Annotated in this window: 15 protein-coding genes; 7 read left to right on the top strand and 8 right to left on the bottom strand. The window is 64.4% G+C overall.

Annotated elements, in window-relative coordinates:
* Positions 1-102: 102 nt before the first annotated feature.
* From U5775_RS05670 to U5775_RS05660, 3 genes are all read right to left on the bottom strand, one after another.
* Positions 103-1,749, bottom strand: a complete 1,647-nt coding sequence (locus U5775_RS05670; RefSeq protein ID WP_322057137.1) for an EAL domain-containing protein — start codon at positions 1,747-1,749, stop codon at positions 103-105.
* Between the two features lie 215 nt (positions 1,750-1,964).
* Positions 1,965-4,076, bottom strand: coding sequence for a diguanylate cyclase (locus tag U5775_RS05665; protein WP_322057136.1), 2,112 nt, complete (start codon positions 4,074-4,076; stop codon positions 1,965-1,967).
* Positions 4,077-4,206: 130 nt separating this feature from the next.
* A complete protein-coding gene (locus U5775_RS05660; protein ID WP_415913514.1) occupies positions 4,207-5,082 on the bottom strand; it encodes a CorA family divalent cation transporter in 876 nt (291 codons plus the stop codon).
* Positions 5,083-5,408: 326 nt separating this feature from the next.
* Between U5775_RS05660 and U5775_RS05655 the strand changes: the two genes are divergently transcribed.
* Both U5775_RS05655 and U5775_RS05650 read left to right on the top strand, forming a co-directional pair.
* Positions 5,409-7,283, top strand: a complete 1,875-nt coding sequence (locus U5775_RS05655; protein ID WP_322057135.1) for a trypsin-like peptidase domain-containing protein — start codon at positions 5,409-5,411, stop codon at positions 7,281-7,283.
* A 176-nt stretch (positions 7,284-7,459) separates the two neighbouring features.
* Positions 7,460-7,792, top strand: coding sequence for a DUF4148 domain-containing protein (locus tag U5775_RS05650; protein WP_322057134.1), 333 nt, complete (start codon positions 7,460-7,462; stop codon positions 7,790-7,792).
* 137 nt (positions 7,793-7,929) lie between these two features.
* Here U5775_RS05650 and U5775_RS05645 read toward each other — a convergent pair whose 3' ends face one another.
* From U5775_RS05645 to U5775_RS05635, 3 genes are read right to left on the bottom strand one after another with little or no spacing between them, the layout of a single operon-like run.
* Positions 7,930-8,793: an anti-sigma factor gene (locus U5775_RS05645; protein WP_322057133.1), complete on the bottom strand. Its 864-nt coding sequence runs from the start codon at positions 8,791-8,793 to the stop codon at positions 7,930-7,932.
* Entirely contained in the window at positions 8,790-9,308 is a 519-nt protein-coding gene (locus U5775_RS05640; RefSeq protein WP_322057132.1) for a sigma-70 family RNA polymerase sigma factor, read from the bottom strand. Before U5775_RS05640 ends, U5775_RS05645 begins: the two co-directional genes overlap by 4 nt.
* A 30-nt stretch (positions 9,309-9,338) precedes the next feature.
* Positions 9,339-10,187 carry a transcriptional regulator gene (locus U5775_RS05635; RefSeq protein ID WP_322057131.1) on the bottom strand — a complete coding sequence of 283 codons (849 nt, stop codon included), beginning with the start codon at positions 10,185-10,187 and terminating at the stop codon, positions 9,339-9,341.
* A 271-nt stretch (positions 10,188-10,458) separates the two neighbouring features.
* Here U5775_RS05635 and U5775_RS05630 point away from each other — a divergent pair, with 271 nt between their 5' ends.
* The 5 genes from U5775_RS05630 (at position 10,459) to U5775_RS05610 (ending at position 16,245) form a co-directional block, all read left to right on the top strand.
* Complete coding sequence (locus U5775_RS05630) at positions 10,459-10,581, top strand: hypothetical protein (RefSeq protein WP_322057130.1); 123 nt, start codon at positions 10,459-10,461, stop codon at positions 10,579-10,581.
* Between the two features lie 3 nt (positions 10,582-10,584).
* The gene (locus U5775_RS05625) at positions 10,585-13,692 is read left to right on the top strand and encodes a type VI secretion system Vgr family protein (RefSeq protein WP_322057129.1); all 3,108 of its coding nucleotides are present in this window, start codon (positions 10,585-10,587) and stop codon (positions 13,690-13,692) included.
* Between the two features lie 356 nt (positions 13,693-14,048).
* Positions 14,049-14,789, top strand: a complete 741-nt coding sequence (locus tag U5775_RS05620) for a hypothetical protein (protein WP_322057128.1) — start codon at positions 14,049-14,051, stop codon at positions 14,787-14,789.
* Between the two features lie 551 nt (positions 14,790-15,340).
* A complete protein-coding gene (locus U5775_RS05615) occupies positions 15,341-15,679 on the top strand; it encodes a hypothetical protein (protein ID WP_322057127.1) in 339 nt (112 codons plus the stop codon).
* Between the two features lie 32 nt (positions 15,680-15,711).
* Positions 15,712-16,245, top strand: a complete 534-nt coding sequence (locus U5775_RS05610; RefSeq protein WP_322057126.1) for a hypothetical protein — start codon at positions 15,712-15,714, stop codon at positions 16,243-16,245.
* A gap of 9 nt (positions 16,246-16,254) precedes the next feature.
* On the opposite strand, the gene U5775_RS05605 is transcribed toward U5775_RS05610, so the two are convergent.
* Both U5775_RS05605 and U5775_RS05600 read right to left on the bottom strand, forming a co-directional pair.
* A complete protein-coding gene (locus U5775_RS05605) occupies positions 16,255-19,197 on the bottom strand; it encodes a CHAT domain-containing protein (RefSeq protein ID WP_322057125.1) in 2,943 nt (980 codons plus the stop codon).
* A 198-nt stretch (positions 19,198-19,395) separates the two neighbouring features.
* On the bottom strand, positions 19,396-20,511 hold the full coding sequence (locus U5775_RS05600; RefSeq protein WP_415913513.1) for a diguanylate cyclase: 1,116 nt from the start codon (positions 20,509-20,511) through the stop codon (positions 19,396-19,398).
* Positions 20,512-20,552 lie beyond the last annotated feature (41 nt).

Genomic DNA, 20,552 nt, shown 5'->3' with positions numbered 1-20,552 from the left:
GCAAAAAATGCTACCTGTCACGCCGCGCGCGCAGAAGTAACGAATCGCGCTAAGCAAATCACGCTGCAGGGATAGCGCTTCCGACGTTCGCGCGTCGGGGCGTCAATGCCCCGCTGTCACGGCCGGATCGGCGCACACCTCGGTGCCGGCGCCGCGATACCAGCGGCTGAAGACGTCGGCCGGCATCGGCTTCGCGTAGAGGAAGCCCTGAATATAGTGCGCGCCGCGTTCGCGCAGATACTCGAACTGGGCCTGCGAGGCCACGCCTTCGGCCACGATGCTCGCGCCAAGGCTATGCGCGAGGCCGATGATCGCATCGAGCACGACGGCGCTACGTCCCTCGGCGTCGATCGTGAGCACGAAGCCGCGATCGATCTTCAGGATATCGAACGGAAATTTCTCGAGGTAGGACAGCGAACAGAAGCCCGTGCCGAAGTCGTCGATCGCCACTTGCACGCCGTCGGCGCGCAACGCCTCCAGGTTGCTGCGCGCCTGCTCGGTGTTGCGCATGATCGAGCGCTCGGTGATCTCCAGCACCGGCTGAATCCGGCGTCCCGCGATCACGCCCATGAAGCGCCGCACGTCGGGCAGCAGATCTGCGCCCGAGAGATGCTCGGGCGCGAAGTTGATGCCCAGGTGAAAGCCGGGCCGCGTGCCCCAAAGCATGACGTCGCGCGCAATCAGCTTGAGCAGATGCTGCGTGAGCGGTACGATCACCCCGTCTTCCTCGGCGCCCGGGATGAACTCGTCGGGACGCACCGTGCCGATGCCGGGGCGCGTCCAGCGCAAGAGCGCCTCGGCGCCCTCGCAGCGCCCCGACTCCACGCCGTAGAGCGGCTGATATTCGACATGGAATTCGCCCGCGCGTATCGCGCGCAGCAACTGCTCGCGGCGCGACTGGCGGCTGCGCTGCGCGCGGTTCACGAGCCACACGAGCAGCGCCGAGAACGCCACGACCCACGGCAGGTAGCGCAGCAGCAACGCGCCCCAGGTTTCGTTGAGGTGCGCGGGCTCGCCGTAAAGGCGCAGGTCGATCACGCTGCCGACGAACAGCTTGCGCGTGTCGGCGACGAGCGGGCTCGATGCCACCGGCGTATCGGCGCTCGCCTCGCGCAGCGACGTGCCCGTGCCCACGCGCAACTCGGCCTGGCGGTACGCGGAGAGCGGCGCGGCCGCGTGCAGCAGATCGAGCAGATATTGCGAATCGACCACGGCGATCACGGCGCGCGCGCCCGGCGCACGCACGCCCACGAGCAGCGCCGGGCGATCGGTGACCATCGGCGTGCTGGGCACGATCGCGAGCCAGTCGCCGCGCGGCAGGCGCCCTTCGCCGGCCATGAACGCGTGCGTGGCGATCGCCTGCTGGCCGAGCGCGGAGGAACAGGCGAGACGATCGCCGTCGACGATATTGAGCGTGCGGATATAGGGCTCCGTGGCCGTGCCCAGCGTGAGCTCGGCTGCGAGCTTCGTGCACGGCTCGGCCGCGCGCGAGACGAAGCCCTGGGCCGCCTCTCGCGCACGCCCGGCAATCGCCACCACCTGATTGACGACGAAGTTGGAGGCGAGCTCGGCTTCGGTGCGCACGAGGCGCGCCGCCTCGTAACGCGTCAGCACCACGCACAGCAGCACCGGCAGCGCCGCCGCGAGCGCCATCACCGCGATCTGCGAGGCGCGCGCCCACCCGCGCTTCGCGCCGGAGTACGCGCGGGTCTGCGGTTCGGGCGACGCCCTGGAATCGAACTCCGGCACATGCGCCTCCATGCCGCCAGGTGGCGGCGTGCGGCGATACCCTCGGCCGCTTCAGTGCCCCTTCAGACGGCATGCGCCGCGACTGCGGCGAACGCCACCGGGGCCATCCGCGTGCGAAAGCTATCGGCCTGCTGGAACGTTACACCAAGGGCCAGAATGAAGAACGGACCGTGCCGCGCAAGGGCGCCGCCGGTCCTTCGCTCACGGAGCGCGGCTCAAGCGCACTCGATGCGGTTGCGCCCGCCTTTCTTCGCGCGATAAAGCGCGATGTCGCTGCGCGAGAGCGCGGCTTCGGCGCTCGGGTCGTCGGCGCACAGCTGCGTAACGCCGATGCTGACCGTGAGCATCACCGTGCCCGCCGCGCGCTCGAGCGGCGCGCCGGCGATGCAGTCCTGGATGCGGCGCGCGACCGTGCACGCGCCGTCGCGGTCGGCGCCGTCCAGCAAGACCGCGAACTCCTCGCCGCCGATGCGCCCGGCCACGTCGCCCACGCGCAAATGCGTGCGCAGGATCCCGGCGAAATGGCGCAAGGCTTCGTCGCCTATCGCGTGGCCAAAGCGGTCGTTGATCGACTTGAAATGATCGAGGTCGCACATGAGCACGGCGGCGCTCATGTTGCCCACGTTGTTCATGTTCCCCACGCCGCCGGCTTGCTCCGCGCGCCGCAACAGCGCGTGCTGCGCCTCGAGCCGCGCCATGAAGTGGCGCCGGTTCGCGAGGCCCGTGAGGCCGTCGGTCGTGGCGAATTCGTGCAGCTCGGCCTCGATGCGCTTGCGCTCCGTGACGTCGGTGATGAAGCCATGCCAGACGATGGTGCCGTCGGCGAGACGCTGCGGCTTCGCATCGCCCTGCCGCCAGCGCAACCCCTGGCGCGGCAGGCACACGCGATATTCGAGGTGCCACGGCGTGAGCATGGCCGCCGAGACCGCGAACGACGCGCGCCACGCGTCGAGATCGTCGGGGTGGATCAGCGCCTCGATCGCGTGCCCATGCGCCGCGATCTGCGCCGGCGCGAGCTCGTAGATCTCGGCAATGCCCGCGCTCGCGTAGGGAAAGCTGGTGTGGCCGTCCGGCGTGCGGCGGCACTGGAACACGAGGCCCGGCACCTCGTTCGTGAGATTGGTGACGAGGCTCGCCGACTCGCGCAGGCGCTCGGCCATCTCGTGCATCGACGTCACATCGGTCGTCGTGCCGATCATGCGTAGCGCCCGGCCTTCGTCATCGCGCGCGGTAACCTTGCCGCGGCTGCAGATCCATTTGTAGCGGCCGTCCTTGCAGCGGATGCGGTGCTCCACTTCGTACTGGTCGGTGCGGCCTTCGAAGTGGGCCAGCATCGTCGCCTTCACGTAGTCGACGTCGTCGGGATGCAGGCGCAGGTAGCTGTCTTCGATGCGGTTGCTCACCTCGTCGTCGGCATAGCCGAGCATCGCTTTCCAGCCCGTGGAATAGCGGATCTCCCCGGTGGCCACGTCGCGGTCCCAGATGCCCGTGCCGCTGCCCGCGATGGCGAGCGCGAGCAGACGCTCGCGGGCGCGCAATGCTTCGAGTTCTTCGTGGAGCGCTGTATCGGGGGGAAACGGCGCGTCGGGCGCGCCGCGAGGCGTGAGTTCGTCCGTGCCTTGCGTTTCGATGAGCGTTTCCTCGGCCGCCAGCGCCGCGATCACGCGCGCGAAATCGTCGAGGCTCGCGCGCTCCGTGGACGAGAACGCGCGCGGCGTTGGATCGAGCAGACACAGGCTGCCCAGATGATCGCCGTTCGCGCCGCGCAGCGGCCAGGCGGCCACGAAACGCAACGGCAGCGCGCTTGCCTGGGACAGGCACACTTGCCATGCGGGGTCTGTCCCGAGATTACTGGCGAAGAACGGCTCGGCCGCGTTGGCGATGTCGTCCGGTTCGGCGTCACCGTTCGTGCCGATCGCCCTCTGCGCACGCCGGATTTCGAACAACGCCTCGCGCAACGGCCCAGCGACGCCTGGCGTGGTGATATCGAACGCAGCAGCGATATCCGCCGCAGCAGCGTTCGGCGTAGCAAAGCCCGCCGTAGCCCCGCCTGCCGCGTCCACGCCGGCCCATGCCGGTGCGCCCGCAGCGGCATCGCCGGGCAGCACGCAGGCGGCCGCCACGCCGAAATGCCGGGCCACGAGGCGTATGAGCCCATCGAGCAGAGGATCGAGGCCGCTCGCGGTGCGCAGGGCGGCATCGTGTGCGCCGGGCGCGTCACAGGCCGGTGCCGTGGGCGGGACGATCGCGGGTTCGGCGGAAGGCTGGGAGACGGGCATGGCGCACGCGGGGGCAAGGAAATCGAGCGCCCAGTATACAGCGCGCATTTTTCATCCGGATGGCGCGCCAGGCTGCGGCTACAACGCAAGCGCCATACGCTGCTGCCCACGACTACGAGCCGCCATGAACCGCCGCGATCACCACGGGCCGCTACGATCCACCGCTAATCAACGCGGATCACTGCGGCGGCGGAACACCCACCAGCCGAGCAGCACGGTGAACGTGGTCACGAGCAGCACCATGATCTTCCTGGAGCAGCTTCACGCGTTCGACGAGCCCCGCCATGTCGCCGAGCACGAGCGAGAACTCCTCGGTCGCCTCGCGCAGGTCCTGCATGTCCGGCGCCTGCAGCCAGCGCGGCGGCCGCGCGAGCAGGCGGAACACCGAGCCCGGCTCCGGCGCCAGCATTCGTTGCAGACGCACCAGCACGCGCCGCATAGCCGCGAGATCGTGACGGTTCCCGAAACCGCGCGAAGCGAGGAACTGGTCCTCGGCGCGATCGACGTCCACGCTCGTGCGGCGCACGATCTCCACCATCAGGTCGGCCTGGTCGCGCATCAGATGAATGAGCAGATCGGCGGGCGAGCGGAAGGTCTCGCCGTTGCGCACGTCGCCGCGCAAGCGGTCGATCGAGCGCAGCGGCTTCATGCGCGCCGTCACGAGAATGCGCTCGTGCGTATAGGACCAGAGCGTGGCGATCTGCGAAGGCGCGAACTCGAAGTCGAACATCACGTCGTTGACCACGGCATGAAGCGCGCCGTCCACGTGCTCGATGCGCGTGGAGTGCGAACCCTCCACGAGCATTTCGAAAAACGCTTCGGGCAACTCGAGATGCGCGCGCATCCACGACGCGCTCGCCGCGTGCGCGAGATTGAAGTGCAGCCAGTAAAACGCGTCGTCGCGGCTGGCGTGAGGGTCTTGCGCGCGCCGCAGCGCGTCGAGCACGTCTTCGCCCTTGACGGGCTGGCCCGGCTGGCCCGGCGTGAAGCGGAAGCCGCATATTAGCCCCGTCGTGTCGGCGCCGTAGGTTGCAATGGACGAGGCAAGTTCCATGTTCGTGTGACCGTTCGATCGGCGCAAGGATGCCCTATCCGCGCTTTGACGGGCAAGCGCTCGCGTTCGCCCGCCAGACATGGAACGGTCACGTTATTCGTGTAGGACGGCGGCGCGGACAACCCGCGGACAGCCCTTGAGCCGCCGTCAAAACGCGCGCAAAAACCCGTCCCGGACGGGGCGCAAAACTTTCCGTACGCTACAGGACAAACCCTCCTCCCCACTCGCCTCGTCACGTGACTACACTATTTTTGTCGGCGCCCGCTTGCAACACAATTGCATCGCGGTCCACGTCCGCCAGCACGATTGCCAGTGGGAGGTGTGCTGTGCTCTGCCTGATTCTCGCCCGCACCTCGCGCCCCGCGGCGGCGCTCACGCTGGCGCTCGCCAGCACATTTTGCCTCCCGGCGAACGCGGCAACGCCGGTCCCGGCGCCCGACGGCTCGAACGCTGACCACCCCTCCGCTGCCCCGCCCGCCACGGTCAACGCCGCCGAGCGCGCCGCCGCCGAGCACGCGAGCGTCACGCCCGCGGCCATGGCCGCGCCGGACTTCTTCTCGTTCGCCGAGCGCTACGGTCCCGCCGTCGTGCACGTGATCGCACGCAGCGCCGACGATCCCTCCGCGCCGCCCGAACAGGAAGCCATCGACACCGACGACCCGTTCTTCGCGTTCTTCAAGCGCGCGCCGCGGCCGCCCGGCGACGCTCAGCCCGGCGCTCCGCGCGCGATGACGGGCACCGGCTCGGGCTTCATCGTCGACCCCAACGGCCTCGTGCTCACCACGGCGCACGTGGTGGACAACGCCGAGGAAGTGACCGTGCGGCTGACCGACAAGCGCGAATTCAAGGCGCAGGTAGTCGCCGTCGATCCGCAGAGCGACGTGGCTGTGCTGCAGATCGACAACGCACGCAATTTGCCGTTCGTGAAGCTTGGCGACTCGTCGAAAGTCCGCGCCGGCGAACCAGTGCTGTCGATCGGCTCGCCCGACAGCTTCCAGAACACGGTGACGACAGGCATCGTCAGCGCGACCTCGCGCACGCTGCCCAATGGCAACGCGTTTCCGTTCCTGCAGACCGATGTGGCGGTCAACCCCGACAACTCCGGCGGACCGCTATTCAATCGCGTGGGCGAAGTGATCGGCATCGACGTGCAGCTTTATGCCGATAGCGGCCATTACGAGGGTCTGACGTTCGCGATTCCGATCGAGGCGGCGAACCAGTTCCGCGCGCAGTTGCAGGCCGCGCGCAAGCCGGCGCCCGGCGCCGCTGCCGACGCCGCCAGCGCGGACGGCACCGGCAATGCGCGCACGACCCGCACCTTCGGGATGCAGGTCGAAGACGTTAGCCCGGGGATCGCCGCGGCCCTCGGCTTGCCGCATGCGGGCGGCGCGCTCGTCGATGCCGTCGATCCAGGCTCGCCCGCCGCCGCTGCGGGCGTGAACCCTGGCGACGTGATCCTGCAGGTGGGCAACAAGCCCGTCGACGGGGCCGCGGCGCTCGCCGAACAGCTCGCAGCCGTGCCGCCCGCGACGAAAACTCCGCTCGCCGTGGTCCGCAACCGGCAGACGACGCAGGCGGGCTTCATGAACGCGGCCGTTGAGACGAAGGCCACGCAGACGGCGCAAGCGACTCAAGTGACGCAAGCCACTCAGGCAACGCAGACGAAGCATGCGGCGAAGGCGGCCCGAGTGGCGCAGACAGCGCAAGCGATCCAGGCAACCCCGGCAACCCAGGCGGCCCAGCCCGCAGCAATGGCCGACGCGACAGCCGCGCCACCCGTAACGGCCATAGCAGCCGTAGCAGCCCCGCCAGCCCCCGCCGCGACGCCAACCGCGGCCGATGCGGCGAGCGTGCACGACGTGAGAGCCGTGAAAGCGGTGATGACGGACGCGAACCTCCAACCGCCCGCCGCCCCGGCCCCGGCGGCCCACACCGCGGATCGGCTCGGCCTCATCGCGCACGCCCTGACCGAGGACGAAAAGCAATCGACCGGGCTCCCGCTGGGGCTGATGGTGGACGACTCGATCGGGCCCGCCGCGAAAGCGGGCGTGCGGCCCGGCGACGTCGTGCTGACGCTCGACGAAACCCTCGTCGAAACGCAGGACCAGGCCGCCGCGCTCGAGGCCAAGGCGACGAAGAGCATGGAGGTGCTGATCCAGCGTAATCACGCGCGCAGCTTCCTCGCAGTCAATCTCAGGTGAGGACGAGACGCACGAAGCGCTTCATTCCCGATAGCTCCATGGCGACACAAAGCACGACGATACAAAACCGCGCGGAATAACTCCTGCACACGGTGCGTTTGTGTCTATGTCGGCTGCGTTGAATCGAACTGCTCGATTCCGGCCGCCAGACCCATCCATACGATCAGGAGTTCGAAATGTCTATCCGTCGCGCGATCCATCATGTATTGCTTGCCACGTTCGTCGCAACCGCTTCCGTGGGCGCCATTGCCAGCGCGTCGGCCCAGGGGCTCACCCGCGCTCAGGTCCGCCAGGAATTGATCGAGGCCGAAGCCAACGGCTCGCGCTTCGTCACCGATGCGTCGTACCCCGAAGTAAGTCCCGTCTTCGCGCAACAGGTGGCGCACAGCGCAGCGCCGCGTGCCGCAAGCGGCATGGGCATGCCGGCGTCCGGAACGAGCGACTCGGGCGCCCCGCGCATGGCCTGCGTGGGACCCGTGAGCTTCTGCAATCTCTACGCAGGAAGCTGAGGCGCGCAAGCCGATGCCTCAACGGCCAGCGCGTGCAACGCCGATACCCCGCTCATGGAGAGCGGGGTATCGGCGTTGATATGCGAATGTCGCTGGCGGCGACGAGGTGACGTTGAAGAAGCGCGTCCGCGCGCGCTTTAGCGCGGCGTCAATTGCGCATAAACATCGTGGGCGAGCTGCAGCAGCACCTTGCGGTCGATCCCACCCGAGAGCGCATAGCCAAAGTCGCCATCGATCCAGTAGAACACGTTCACCGGACCGTCCTGGTAGAGCTTGAACGCCGTCGTATTGCTGCTTGCCTTGCGGTGCGAAATGCACAGCGTCACGCGCTCGCCCTGCGCGTTGTGATACATGAACTGCGCGACGTCGCCATCGACGCCCGGCAGCAAACGCCCGCCCGAAAGCTCGAAACCGCTCTTCTCCAGCATCGGCGCATGCACGTTGGTGCCGAGCCGGTTCGCGAGCCATTGCACGAAGTCCTGCTCCTGGCGCGCGCCCATCGAGTCCGGCCGCTCCACCTCGGGCATGTAGACCACGTGCGCGAGCGCGGCCTCGTGCACGAAGTTCATGGTCGAATCGGCGCTCACCGGGCGCAGGTCGGCGTGCTGATCGCCGCGTCCCGCCGCGCCGCCCATGAGGTCCGCACCGTAATGCGTGCCCCAGCCGATACCCACACCCAGCACCAGCATCGCCGCAAGGCCCGCGAACCGTGGCCAGTTCGCGGCTTCGCGTGCGCGACGCCCGGCCCGCTCGCGGGACGCGGTGGATTCGGCGGACTCAGGAGGCTCGATGCGCATACGCGCGGGCACCGGTTCGCTCAGCACGCGGTCGTAACGCTCGTGCAGCAGATTGTTCAGCGCGAAAAAGTCGCTCGCGCGCGCCGCCAGCTCCGGATTGCGTTCGAGCTCGCGCTCGACGTCGGCGCGGCGCGCTTGCGCGAGCGTGCCGTCCACGTAGGCGTGGATCTCGTCTTCGGTCACGGGATTATGTTGGTCGCTCATCGCACCACCTTCAGATTCGCACGCGGGACGGAACCGGCCATGAGCGCACGCAGACGCTCACGTCCCCTCGAAAGCCTCGACATCACCGTGCCGATAGGAATGTCGAGCGCCAGCGCCACGTCGGCGTAACTCATTTCCTCGAGGCCGACCAGCAGCACCACCTCGCGCTGCTCGACCGGCAACCGCTGCAGCGCGAAGTCGAGATCGCGCACTTCGAGCGTGCCGGTCTGGGACGCGCTCACAGCGTAATCGGTCTCGGGCACGCTCTCGTCGTCGACGCTCACGTGCGGGCCGCGCGACGCCGACTTGCGCACCTGATTCACGAAGATGTTGTGCATGATCGTGAAGAGCCACGCGCGCAGGTCCGTGCCCGCGCGAAACAGCGCCGTGCGCGCGAGCGCGCGTTCGAGCGTGTCCTGCACGAGGTCGTCGGCGAGTTCGCGATTGTTGATCAGCGCGCGCGCATAACGCCTCAGGCGCGGTACGTGTTCTATCAGCTCGTCACGGATGTCCATGTTCCATCCTCGCCGTCCTCTTTTGCCTGCTCATCGTAGGTGCTCCGCAGCGCCGGCCGCGTCGTCGCGAACCGCCTGCTCCTGGGTGGCGAGATCCGCCGCACGCATCAGCCCGCGCGTCTGCGCATTGCCCGCCAGCACCCAGCGCTCGCCATGCCCGGTCCATCCGAGCAGACGCAGATCGCCGACGCGGCGCGCGCTCCATTGCGGCTCGGTCCGCGCAAACCACGCGCGCGAAGCGAGCAGCACGACCGGCCTGCCGTCGCCGTTTTCGTAGACCCAGCGCCGGGCCCGCGCAAACGGCCCGAGCTCGACCGTGCCGGACGCCACGAACCGCAAGCCCGCCGGCGCGAGGTCGAAGGGCGCGGGCGCGCTGGCGGACGGCGCGGGCACGAGCGAATCCGCGAGCGCGGCGCCAGGCGAATCCGGCGCATCGGGCGCGGACGGCGCAGCCTGGGCGCCGCTGCCGGCTTCCATGAGCGCCATGACCGCCGCGTCGTTGAGCACCTGGGCGCTGGGCTCGGAAACGGCAAACCACGCCAGAGCGGCGCCCGCGAGCAGACACGTGAGTGCGAGCGCGGCGATACGCGGGCGACCGGCGCCGCCGGGTTCGGCTGTGCGACGGCGCGGCGTTGACGCGGGCCGCCTGGCTGACTTGGCAGCAGGCACGGCTTCGGGCCCGGGCCCTGCCTCCCCGAATGAGTGACGAAGCTGGGCGTTGAGCCGGCGGTAGAACAGGATCCGATGCCATTCGCCAGGGCGCGCCGCCAGATAGCGGCGCACGCGCGCGGCCCGCTCGTTCGCCAGCGAACCGTCAGTGTAGGCCTGGATATCGCCCTCGGAAACCTGCCGCTCGCCGTGCGGCCTCTGCGAAACCATGATGTGCCGTCGCGTGGGTGGAGATGATGGGCTAACACCCGGCTTTTGCGCCTATTCCACGCGGGGCGAGATTTTATGGGCTGTGAGGGGGGCGGTTCGCGCTCGTTTGGATGCGGGATATCAGACGGATGTGTCTTGATTTGAAGTCCCGGCTACATTTAAGAATTTTCTCCTGTTCAGGATAAGTGAGGCTCCTTCAGGATATGCCCTGCGGGTGGCGTGCACCGCCATTCATGGCATTGCGGGAGATTTCATCAGGAGGAAGTGGCCTATGAAGAATGCAGTGACGGGACGCGATTTCGCCTGCCTGGGCGACAACACGCATGGCGGCGTACGCCTGGCGCCCTTGGGTGACACGACAACATGCAGCACGGCGCTGCATAAGGCGACGTGATTCATGTGGCCCGTTACGAATTACGTCAGCCCGGTCCGGATGCATGGCCCCGCGTTGCCCGAGCAGGTCGTCGTCTTGCAGTTCCGAAGGCGGGAAAAGGAAGTTCGCCACAGTGTGCTGATTCCACGGCGCATTTCAGGCCGCGAGGGAATCGGGGAGCTTTTCGAGTACCGCATCGAGGCAGTCCGGTCGGCCGCCAACCCCGATTATTTCGGGCACGACGACACGCCGATCGATCTGAAAGCCATCAAGGGTACGGCCATTACGCTTACGTTCAGCGAGGTTTACTGGAAGCAGCGGGACTGGGCTTCTGCCCGTGAGTGCACCGGAGACCGCGAAATCAGCGGCATGGTCGAGTCCGCCGAAATACTGGGCACCGAGGGAAACACGATCGTCTATGAATTCGTGATGCGCCCGTGGTGGTGGCGCGCGACGCTATGCAAAAACTCGCGCATCTTTGTGGGTGCGGAAGCGGAAATTCTCGAGGTCCTGAACACCGCCCTGAAGCCGTACAGCAACGATATCGAATTCCGTGTCGGCCACAGTGCGGCCCACCGGCGCGATTTCATCCGGCAGGCATGGGAGACGGACTGGGACTTCTGCATGCGCCTGTGCGAGGAATTCGGCTATCTGATCTGGTTCGAGCATCATGATGGCAGACATGTTCTTGTCATTGCCGACAGCATCCACACCTGCCAGAAGCATAGTGATCCTTATGATACGTTGCGCTATCGCCCCGATGGCGGGCATCTCGACAAGGGGCACGTCACATCCCTGTCCTGGCGGACTTCGGTTGCGATCGGCACAGTGACGGTGCACGACCATAGCTATGTGTCGCCGCGGCTGAACCGCCACAGCCTGCCCTATCGCGAGCAGTACGGGATTGCACTCGACGACGACGAAGCGCGTCTCGAATCCTATGAGCCCGCCGAATACGCCCAGCCAGATACGACCGGATACGTCCAGCAGGACGGGACCCCATGGCGCGAAGACGCGCGATATCTGGCACGCGTGAAACTCGAAGCCGCGCGATGCGCGCAGCAACGTGCGAAAGGCCGGGGTGCCCTGCGCGGCATCGAAGCCGGCAGGACGTTCACGTTGACGGATCACCCGCACGATGAGGTGAACGGCGAATATCTCGTGCTCAATTGCACACTCGATATTCGGGGAACGCCGGGCACGTCGACTACGTTGCCGGAGTTTTCGTTTGAAGCCGAATTCGGACTGCATCCAACGAGCGAGGCCTGGCGCATGCCGCAGGTGACGCCGCGCCCGCGCATCGACGGTTGCGAGCATGCCGTGATCGTGGGGTATGGCGATCAACCCCTGACGATCGATGAATACAACCGCGTGCGCATCCAGTTCGCCTGGGACCGCGAAGGCGAGTACACCGGCAAGTCGTCGATCTGGGTGCGCGTCGCGCAGCCGTGGCAAGGCAACCAGATGGGCACGGTCATGCACGGACGCCATGGGCAGCCGGTGCTTGTTGCGTACGTCAACGGCGACCCTGACCGGCCCATCGTCACGGCGTTCGCGCCGGATGCGCTGAACATGCCCCCCTGGAAACTGCCCAATAACCGCGCGTTGACCGGCATCGTGAGTCGCACGCTCGGACAGGGAGACACGTCGAATCATCTCGCACTGGACGACACGGAAAACCAGCAACAGGCGCAGCTTGCAAGCGATCACGCGAAAAGCAGCTTGAGTCTGGGGTATATCACGCGTATCGAGGGTAATGCGGGGCGGCAGGATGCGCGGGGCGAAGGCTTCGAGCTTCGCACAGACAAGCATGGGGTGTTGCGTGCGGCGCTTGGGCTGCTGATAACGACGGTCGCGCGGCTTGGCGCGCAGGGTAAGGTCAAGGACATGGGCGAGACCGTCGCGCGTCTCACCGGTTCGCGAGATATTCACGACGACCTCGCGCGGCAAGCCCGGCGGCACGATGCACAAGACCCGATGGGCGATCAGGTGGACGTTACGGAGGCGATCAGGCGCGCCATCGCCGAATTGCGCGGCAAGACAAATGCGGGCCATGATGCGTTCCCCGAGTTCGAAGCGCCGCATCTGACGCTCTCCAGCACGGCAGGTATCCAGTCGACTGCGGCAGGCAGCACGCATATTGCGAGCGAGCAGCATACGGCACTGACTGCGGGTGGGCACGTATCCATCGCCACTGGTAAGTCGTTCTTCGCATCGGTGCGAGAGAAGGTCGCTATTTACGTCCAGCGCGCCGGATTCAGGCTCGTTGCAGCTGCGGGCAGGATAGACCTTGACGCCAGATCAGACGGCATGCGCTTGCTCGCACGTCAACTTGTCGAAATTATCAGTACGGGGGACTGCATCGATATCGCTTCGGCCCGACGCGTGAGGATCAAGGGCGGCAGTTCCGTGCTGGAGATATCGGACGAGGGTATCGTTGGCTATACCGGCGGGCGATTCGTGGTGCATGCGGCGGACCACGCCACCGACAATCCCGTGAGCAGTCCGGTTGATTCTCCGGTTACACCGGAAAATCCCGGCAAGCTCGCCGCGCATCATGTGCTGGTCGAGGACGGCGGTGGCTTTGCCATTCCCAATCAACCGTATCGTCTTATGCTGGATGATGGACGGGTCATTCAAGGCGTGACGAACGAGTTGGGCGAATTGCAGATGGTGACGAGTCATGCCGTATCGTTCGGCACGATCGAACTCATGTCGCAAAGTGCCCCGGCAGACGCGATCGCCGTCACCAACATTTCCATTCATCGCGATATCGATTCTTCGTCCCTCCCTTTGGTGCCGGCCGCCGCGAAACGAACAACACAAGTAGGCGGGAAGCCGATCAGTACGCCAGACGATGGACCAACGACCCAAAGCAGGCCTGCCGAATACTTCAGTTGCGACCCACTGAATTTCGGGCTCCGTGCCTATCGGCTTATCAATGGTGCAAAGCAGGAGGACACCTCCCCGGCATTTCGATCAAGGCACAATATCGAGTATCCGGTCGCTAAATCCTATACGGCGGCGGTGAAGAAACGACTTATCGCTATCGACTGGTCCGCCCTGTCAGACAAGACGCCAGCTGAAATTACCGACGGTACTTCGAAAATTCGCAAATACGCTCTACCATGAGGCGAGGCACGCGCAGCAGAAATACTGGATGATTTCCCTGAAAAAATCTTATCCAGATGATTACAGTCGATTCACATCACTGGATAAATATTATTATGAAACAACAAGAGATAGTATCCTGACCGCCATCAGCAGGACAAACTTCCCCAATGACGACCGCATAAAAATTGGAATTCACCGGTTACTTCTGTTCGACTATTACTGGATTATCAAAAACACGCAGAGCGTGCCATATTACGCATTCATGCGCCCCGACCTGGATGCTGTAGAAAGCGAAATCTGCAAACTATTAAATATTTCTCCCGAGACGGCTCGATTAATGGTAACTACGGACGATGGCTACAGGAGTCATTTGCATGAAGAAGATGCGTGGTCATGCGGTGATCTGGTTGATTCTTATTGGAGGAGGCCTGATGACAATTTTCTACGCAATCCAGGCTCATGCACACGAGAATACGGCGACGCAGTCCGCGCCATCGGAGGCGCAAGAAATGGCCAAGCGAGAAGCTAATTCTCAGAGGTTTGCATTTCTCGCATTGCTCGATGAAGTTATTTCGATATTGCGCGATGACAATCCATTCAACCCTGAAAAGCCTGTGTTTGGAGAAATAAAATCTACCGATATCGGCCCCGAGGGTACTGGACATGTCTATAGATATAAAAATAATGCAATTCCATCGGCGAAGGAAATATTTACCACGCAAGCAGATCCTCTTGGTTATTCCGAAGACAGAACCAAGGTTCGAGCTGTACCCTCGTATTTTCATCTCTACTTCTTCGACTCGATCACTGGAATTAATCGAACAGAGATGGAGGAGCGTCTGGATCTTGCCGATTTCAGACCGGGTCCCCATGGCGAGAAGGTCGAAGGCAACTGCTATCCGGCACCGCCACCGGCCATCTCGGTGCTCATCTGTCGTTACCGCGCAAACGAGCGCATCAATAGTCGTTATCCGGTCAACGTCGAGTTCGTCTTTAATGAGCCGTCCAAAGACAATCCGCACGTGGAGCCAAGCTTGGCGTCAGTAACAATCGAACGAGTTTATCCAGTTTTCAGTCCGCAGAAACGCAAACAGAAACGCGAAGAAGGGAACTAGCGCGCGCACAACTGGGCGAGCAATCAAAGGCCACTCCAACGACGGACATTCTCGTCTGCCAGACGTGAACGATGGCAAATCACGATAAAGGCTATAGACGTCACCTACATGAAGAAGATGCATTCACGTGCGGCGAAATTGTTGATTCTTACTGGCGTAAGCCTGATGATAACTTCCGGATCAATCCGGGTACATGCACAAGAGAATATGGTGAAACCGTCACTGCCATCAGGGGCAAGTCCAATGGCTGAACATAACACGGACAAAAGACATGAAGCCATCCTCCTGTTGCTCGGCGAAGTCATGGGGATCTTGCGAGACGGAAAAACGTTCAACCCGGAGAACCCCATTTTTGGGGCAATCGACTCTACGGACGAAGGTCCTGAAAACACAGGACGTGTCTATCGATATAAAAACAAAGCCATACCCCCTTCTAAAATGATAATAACAACAGAGGCAGATCCATGGGACTATTCTGAAGTCCGATCAAATGTTCCGGTTGTTCCATCGTATTTTTCCTTCTGTTCTATGAACCGGTTCCAGGATTCACCTTGGCCGAGATACAAAATCGGCTCGATCTCGCCAGATATCGGATCGACGTAAACGGTGAAAAGCAGGAAGGAAATTGCTTCCCGGCGACGCCACCTGATATGTGGGTCACCATTTGTCGTTACCGCGCGAATGCGCGCGCCGATAGCCGCTTCCCGGTTAATGTAGAACCCGGTTTCTTTGGTCCGCGAAAGGATGGGCCTCCAGGTGAATATGATCTGGATGAAGTGACAATTTTCCGTGCCTATCCCTACCTCACGCCCGAAACGCGCAAGCAAAAGCGAGAGGAAAAAGAGCGGCGAGTGCGCGACCTCTATGGCAATCCGGAGTCGACAAAATAACGAATCGATTCGAGCACACCGAAGGAACCCCTATGGACCACACACGCGAAGAAATACACGTGAAGAGAATCGATTTCGTTGCCATGGGCCTCGCCGTGTCTGCCATGAGCGTTGCCGCGCCGCCAAGCGAGAATATGGTGAAGAGTTGTCTGCTGGCGCATGCTGCAACGCCCTCCGTGACCATTCGTAGTCTTGATACCAACGATATTGCGACTGCCGACAACTACGCCAACGGCTTTGACGCGCCCTATCTGTTTGAATATCGCGGCACCGATGCCGGCTATGCCGAAAGCAAAACGGATCAGGCTTTGGTCTACACGGGAAAAATTTATCGATTATCCAAGTCCATACCGGTAGGCGACAGCCATGGAATCTCCCCCGGTGCCTTCAATCCAGCGCTCGCTCAGTGGGGCATCGCAAAAGAGAGGAAGCAAAGCTATTTCTGCGTCAGCTTCAACTTCGATGGAATTGGGCGGAGCGGCAGATTCCAGAATGTTCGTGGCGGATACCTGCTGGACGAAAAAACCAGATATCTGTACTTTGCCGTAAGAAATATTAAAAATTGAGACCACCACCTACCTCGCCGCATCCCCCGCCAGCTCATACGCTCCCCAATAATACGGATGCCGAAACAACTCTCCATCCTTTCCCTCAAGCATGTCGCGTTCGGCGTGCGCAAGCGCATCGGCCTTCGAAAGCGACGAATTCGCCGCATAAGCCGCAAACACGCCCGTGGTAATCCTCGCAGCCGACTGAGATTCCACAGCCCACTGCGTAACGAGCAACGAACGCGCCCCCGCAGCAAAAAACGCGCGCGACAGCGCCGAGATGGCGTCGCCCGCGTTGCCCGTCGAGAGTCCTGTATTGCAGGCCGAGAGCACGACCCAGTCGGCGTTCAGGCGCAGCGTCACAATGTCGTCGGCGGTGAGGATGGAGTCGGCGAGGCCGCGCCCTTCGTAGGCGAGCGCAAGCCCGGACTTGCGCCAGCCCGGCACTTCGCCCGGCGTGATGCCATGCGTGGCGAACAGCACGACGCGATCGTTCGACAGGTCGGCTTTCATGACCGCGCTACGCGTGGCGCGCGTGCCCCATAGCACGCTGTCCTTCGGTGCGCCAAGCGCTGAAGCAATCGCATGCGCTTCATCGAGCGTTTCCGGAAGCGGCGCAACGCGGTGATAGTCGAACTCGCGCGTGCCGTTGTCGACCGGAAAGGCACGCGCGGCTACGGTTGTAGCCGATGCTGCCGAAGGCGCGGTGGCCAGCTGGGGCGCCTGCGCATTCGCGCCGCTGAAGCTTGGGTCGGCAAAGGCCGCGAGCGGATCCGAGGCACGCGCGGCCGGATGCTGACGCGCCAGCACGAGCGCGGAAGCGTTGGGGATGCGCACTGGCGTCGCTGTTTCGATCCACCATTGCGCGTCGGCAAGATTCGTTGCTGGGCGCGTAATCAGGACATCGAATGGAATGCTCGCGAGCTCCCCGCTCGTCGCCAGATAAACGGTCTGCGTGCCGTGCAAATCGTCGGCGATGGGGCCGAGCAGCGCCTGATAGAGCGCAGCCGCGGCGCTCAGATCGAATCCCGCCAGTTCGCCGGCGCGGCTCGGCGGTCTGCCCGCGTCGAACCCCGTGCGCAGCGCCTCGATCCGCAGCTTCAACTGCGCACGCGTCGTGGCCAGCCGTACGGCCTTAAACTCGCCGCCAGGCCGCACGACGAAGGCGTAGCTCGCGTCGCGGCCCGCATAGAGATCGACGTAGACCTCGCCTTCGTGCAATACCGCGCCCAGCGCGGCCGTCGACGGTACGACCGGCGCGGCCAGTTGCCCGTAAAGCGGAAACTGCACCGTGATCTGCTTGCGTAGGGCGGCGAGCTTGTCGTCGGATTTCTGTAATTCTTTCTGGGCGCGCTCGACGTACATGTCCGCGTGGTTGCGCCGGTTGAAGTCGCCGGAGGCATCCGCACTCTCGAGATTCACGCTCGCGCGCGCAAGGGATTCGTGCGCGGTGTTCTCCTGATAGCGCAGCGCCTGCTCCTGTTCGACCAGCGCACGCAGCGCGGGGGTGGCCGCCGCGAGCCGCGCGGCGCCGTCCGCCATGGCGCCCTGCGTAGCGTTCATATGGAACAGCTCGGCGATACGGAACGCGAGCGCCTCGCCTTGCGGCCCATCCTGCATCAGGCGGCCCATCGATGTCGCCAGCGCGCCGTCCTCCACGTAGGCGCCGCGTGTGGGGGAGTCATTGCCCTCTTGCTCGCTGCCGACGATCGGATCAACATAAGCAGCAATGCCCGCCTCATCGAGCTGCTTCGACGGATCTTCCAGCAAGTACATCATGCGCATCGCCTGCTGGTACTTGGTGAACGGACTTTCCGGGCCCTGCCGGCGCATCTGGTTAGCGATCTCCGCGTTGATGCTGGTGATCGCCTCGGCCCATTGGCCGCGCGCCGCGTCAATCAACGAGTTCCGCTCGTTCGCCCCGACATCCTTCGCCACAACAGGATTCACCGCCGCCGCAGCCTCCCAGGCATCGGCGTCGGCACGATACGCCGCAATATCACCCCGCGCGAGCGCAACCAATAGCCGTTGGCGCAGCGCCGACGTGTAAACGCCGTCAAACGGCGTAGTGCCCGCGTGCTGGCAATCGTTGACCGCTGCATCGGCGGCAACGGCTGCGGCGTCGTAGTCGTCATTAGAGGACAGCGCGATCGTGCGCGCCATGTCGACATTGGCGCGCTGCGTGCCCAGTGGCTTCATGTCGGGCCGATTGTCGATATCCCAAAGCATTTCGTTTGCGTAGCTCAACGCTTCGCTGCGCCGGTTGTTCTGCACCAGAACTCGCACCAGTTCCGATGCATTAGTGAGCAGTTCGTTGGCTGCGGCGCGGTGGCGCCTCTCGCTCAGCGCGGGATCGTTCAGATTGTGCCATGCCAGATCGGAGAGCTCGCGGCGGTCGCGCAAAGCCTCTTCGTGGCGATTTTGATGGCGCCGCGCGATCTCGGCTGCGGCCCGCAGGTAGGTGTAGGCCGGCTCGCGCGGCAATGTTTCAAGCTCGGTGGGCGTCGCGTCGCTGGCGAGCGAACGTGCGCGGTCGAGCAGACGATCGCTGCGGGAATAGTCGTCTTCCAGCGCATAGTCGGTCGCGAGATCCGCCGCCGCGACCGAACGCCTACCCGCGCCAATGTGCCGGTCGTCGACGATCCTCTCGCGCACGCGCTGGCTGTCCACTACCCGACCCGCACGGTAATAGTCGCCGGAAAGGCCCTCGAGCAATTTGAAGCGCTGTTCGCTGTCCTCGGTCTGTGCCAGTTGCTGCAGGATCGACTTCTCGCGTGCCTCGGGGACTGCCGCCGCGCTCAACGCGGAAGCGCCTTGCGCGCCATCGGCCTGCGTCGTTGCAACGTTTCCGGACGTTGGCGCCGGAGACGAGCGCGCAGAGTGGGTGGGCGCCGTGCAAGACGCGCCCGTGAGCAGCACGGCGGCGAGCGCCAGCACCGTGGTCGAATGGCGTGGATGGATCGCTGTCACGTCAGCCTCCCCTCACACTGGGCGGCGCCCCGACGAGGCGCCGGGACGGCCCACGCCGCCCCTCATCCCGACCATTCAACTCATCGTGCCGGCGCTGTTCAAGACGTAAATGTGTGCGTGCGCACAGTCGGCGAGCGAAAACTTCCGGCAGGGGCGTTCGAGCGTGTCCGGATTGCCGCGCGGCCTACCGGGCGCCCCTCACCCCCGCCCCGTCACCGCCGTCGAATACGCCACGCGATTACGCCCTTCGCGCTTGGCCCGGTAAAGCGCCGCATCGGCTTCTTCGATCAGCGCGGTTTCCGCGAGTCCGTCCGTGGGCGTGAGCGTGGCCACGCCCACGCTGATCGTCAGATGCTCGCTCACCGCCGATCCCATGTGCGGCAGTGCGAGCCCCGCCACGTCGCGGCGCATTTTCTCGGCCAGCAGGCGCGCGAGCGTGCTGCCCGCGCCCGGCAGCACGACGGCGAACTCCTCGCCGCCGAAGCGCGCCACGAGGTCGCGCGGCTGGCTCACTTCGCGGCGGATCGTGGTGGCCACCGAGCGCAGCACGTTGTCGCCGGCCACGTGGCCATAGGTGTCGTTGTAGGGCTTGAAGTAGTCCACGTCGATCATCAGCAGCGAGACTTCCGTGTTCTCGCGCTGCGCGCGCCGCCATTCCGCGCTCAGGAATTCGTCGAAATAGCGGCGGTTCGAGAGCCCCGTGAGGCCGTCCGACTGCGTGAGCCGGCGCAGCTCCAGGTTCATCTTGAGCAGTTCCTGCTGCGAGCGGCGCAGCGCGCGGTAGGCCTCGTCGCGCTGGAGCATGTTTACATAGGAGCGCGAATGATATTTGACTCGGGCGATGAGCTCGATGCTGTCCGGCAGCTTGACGAGGTAATCGTTCGCGCCCGAGGCGAACGCCGCGCTCTTGATCGACGGCTCGTCCTTGGTGGAAAGTACGATGATGGGCACATCGCGCGTGGCGTCGTTGGTGCGGTAGGCGCGCACCAGCGTGAGGCCGTCGGTGCCCGGCATCACGAGGTCCTGCAGGATCACGGTCGGGCGCACCTGCTCCGCCATGCGCACGGCCTGCTCGGGATGCGCGCAGTAATGGAAGTCGATGTCGCGCTCGCTCGCGAGTGCGCGCCGCACAGCCTCTGCGACGATCGCCTGATCGTCCACCAGCAGCACCATCATGGGCGCGTCGGTGCCCGGCAGCGGCTGCGCGAGCGCCGTGCGCACGGCGGCAAGCGCGGCTTCGAGCGATGCCTCGTCGGGCCCGCCTTCGGCCAGCCCGGATTCGGCTGCGGTTGATGGATTCGGCTTCTCGGTCATGGTTTCTGTCGCTTTTACGGTCGCGGATTCAATCGCGGATG

The sequence above is a fragment of the Paraburkholderia sp. J63 genome (genome assembly GCF_905220245.1).
Taxonomy (GTDB): domain Bacteria; phylum Pseudomonadota; class Gammaproteobacteria; order Burkholderiales; family Burkholderiaceae; genus Paraburkholderia.
This window is presented reverse-complemented; position numbering and strand designations above follow the sequence as displayed.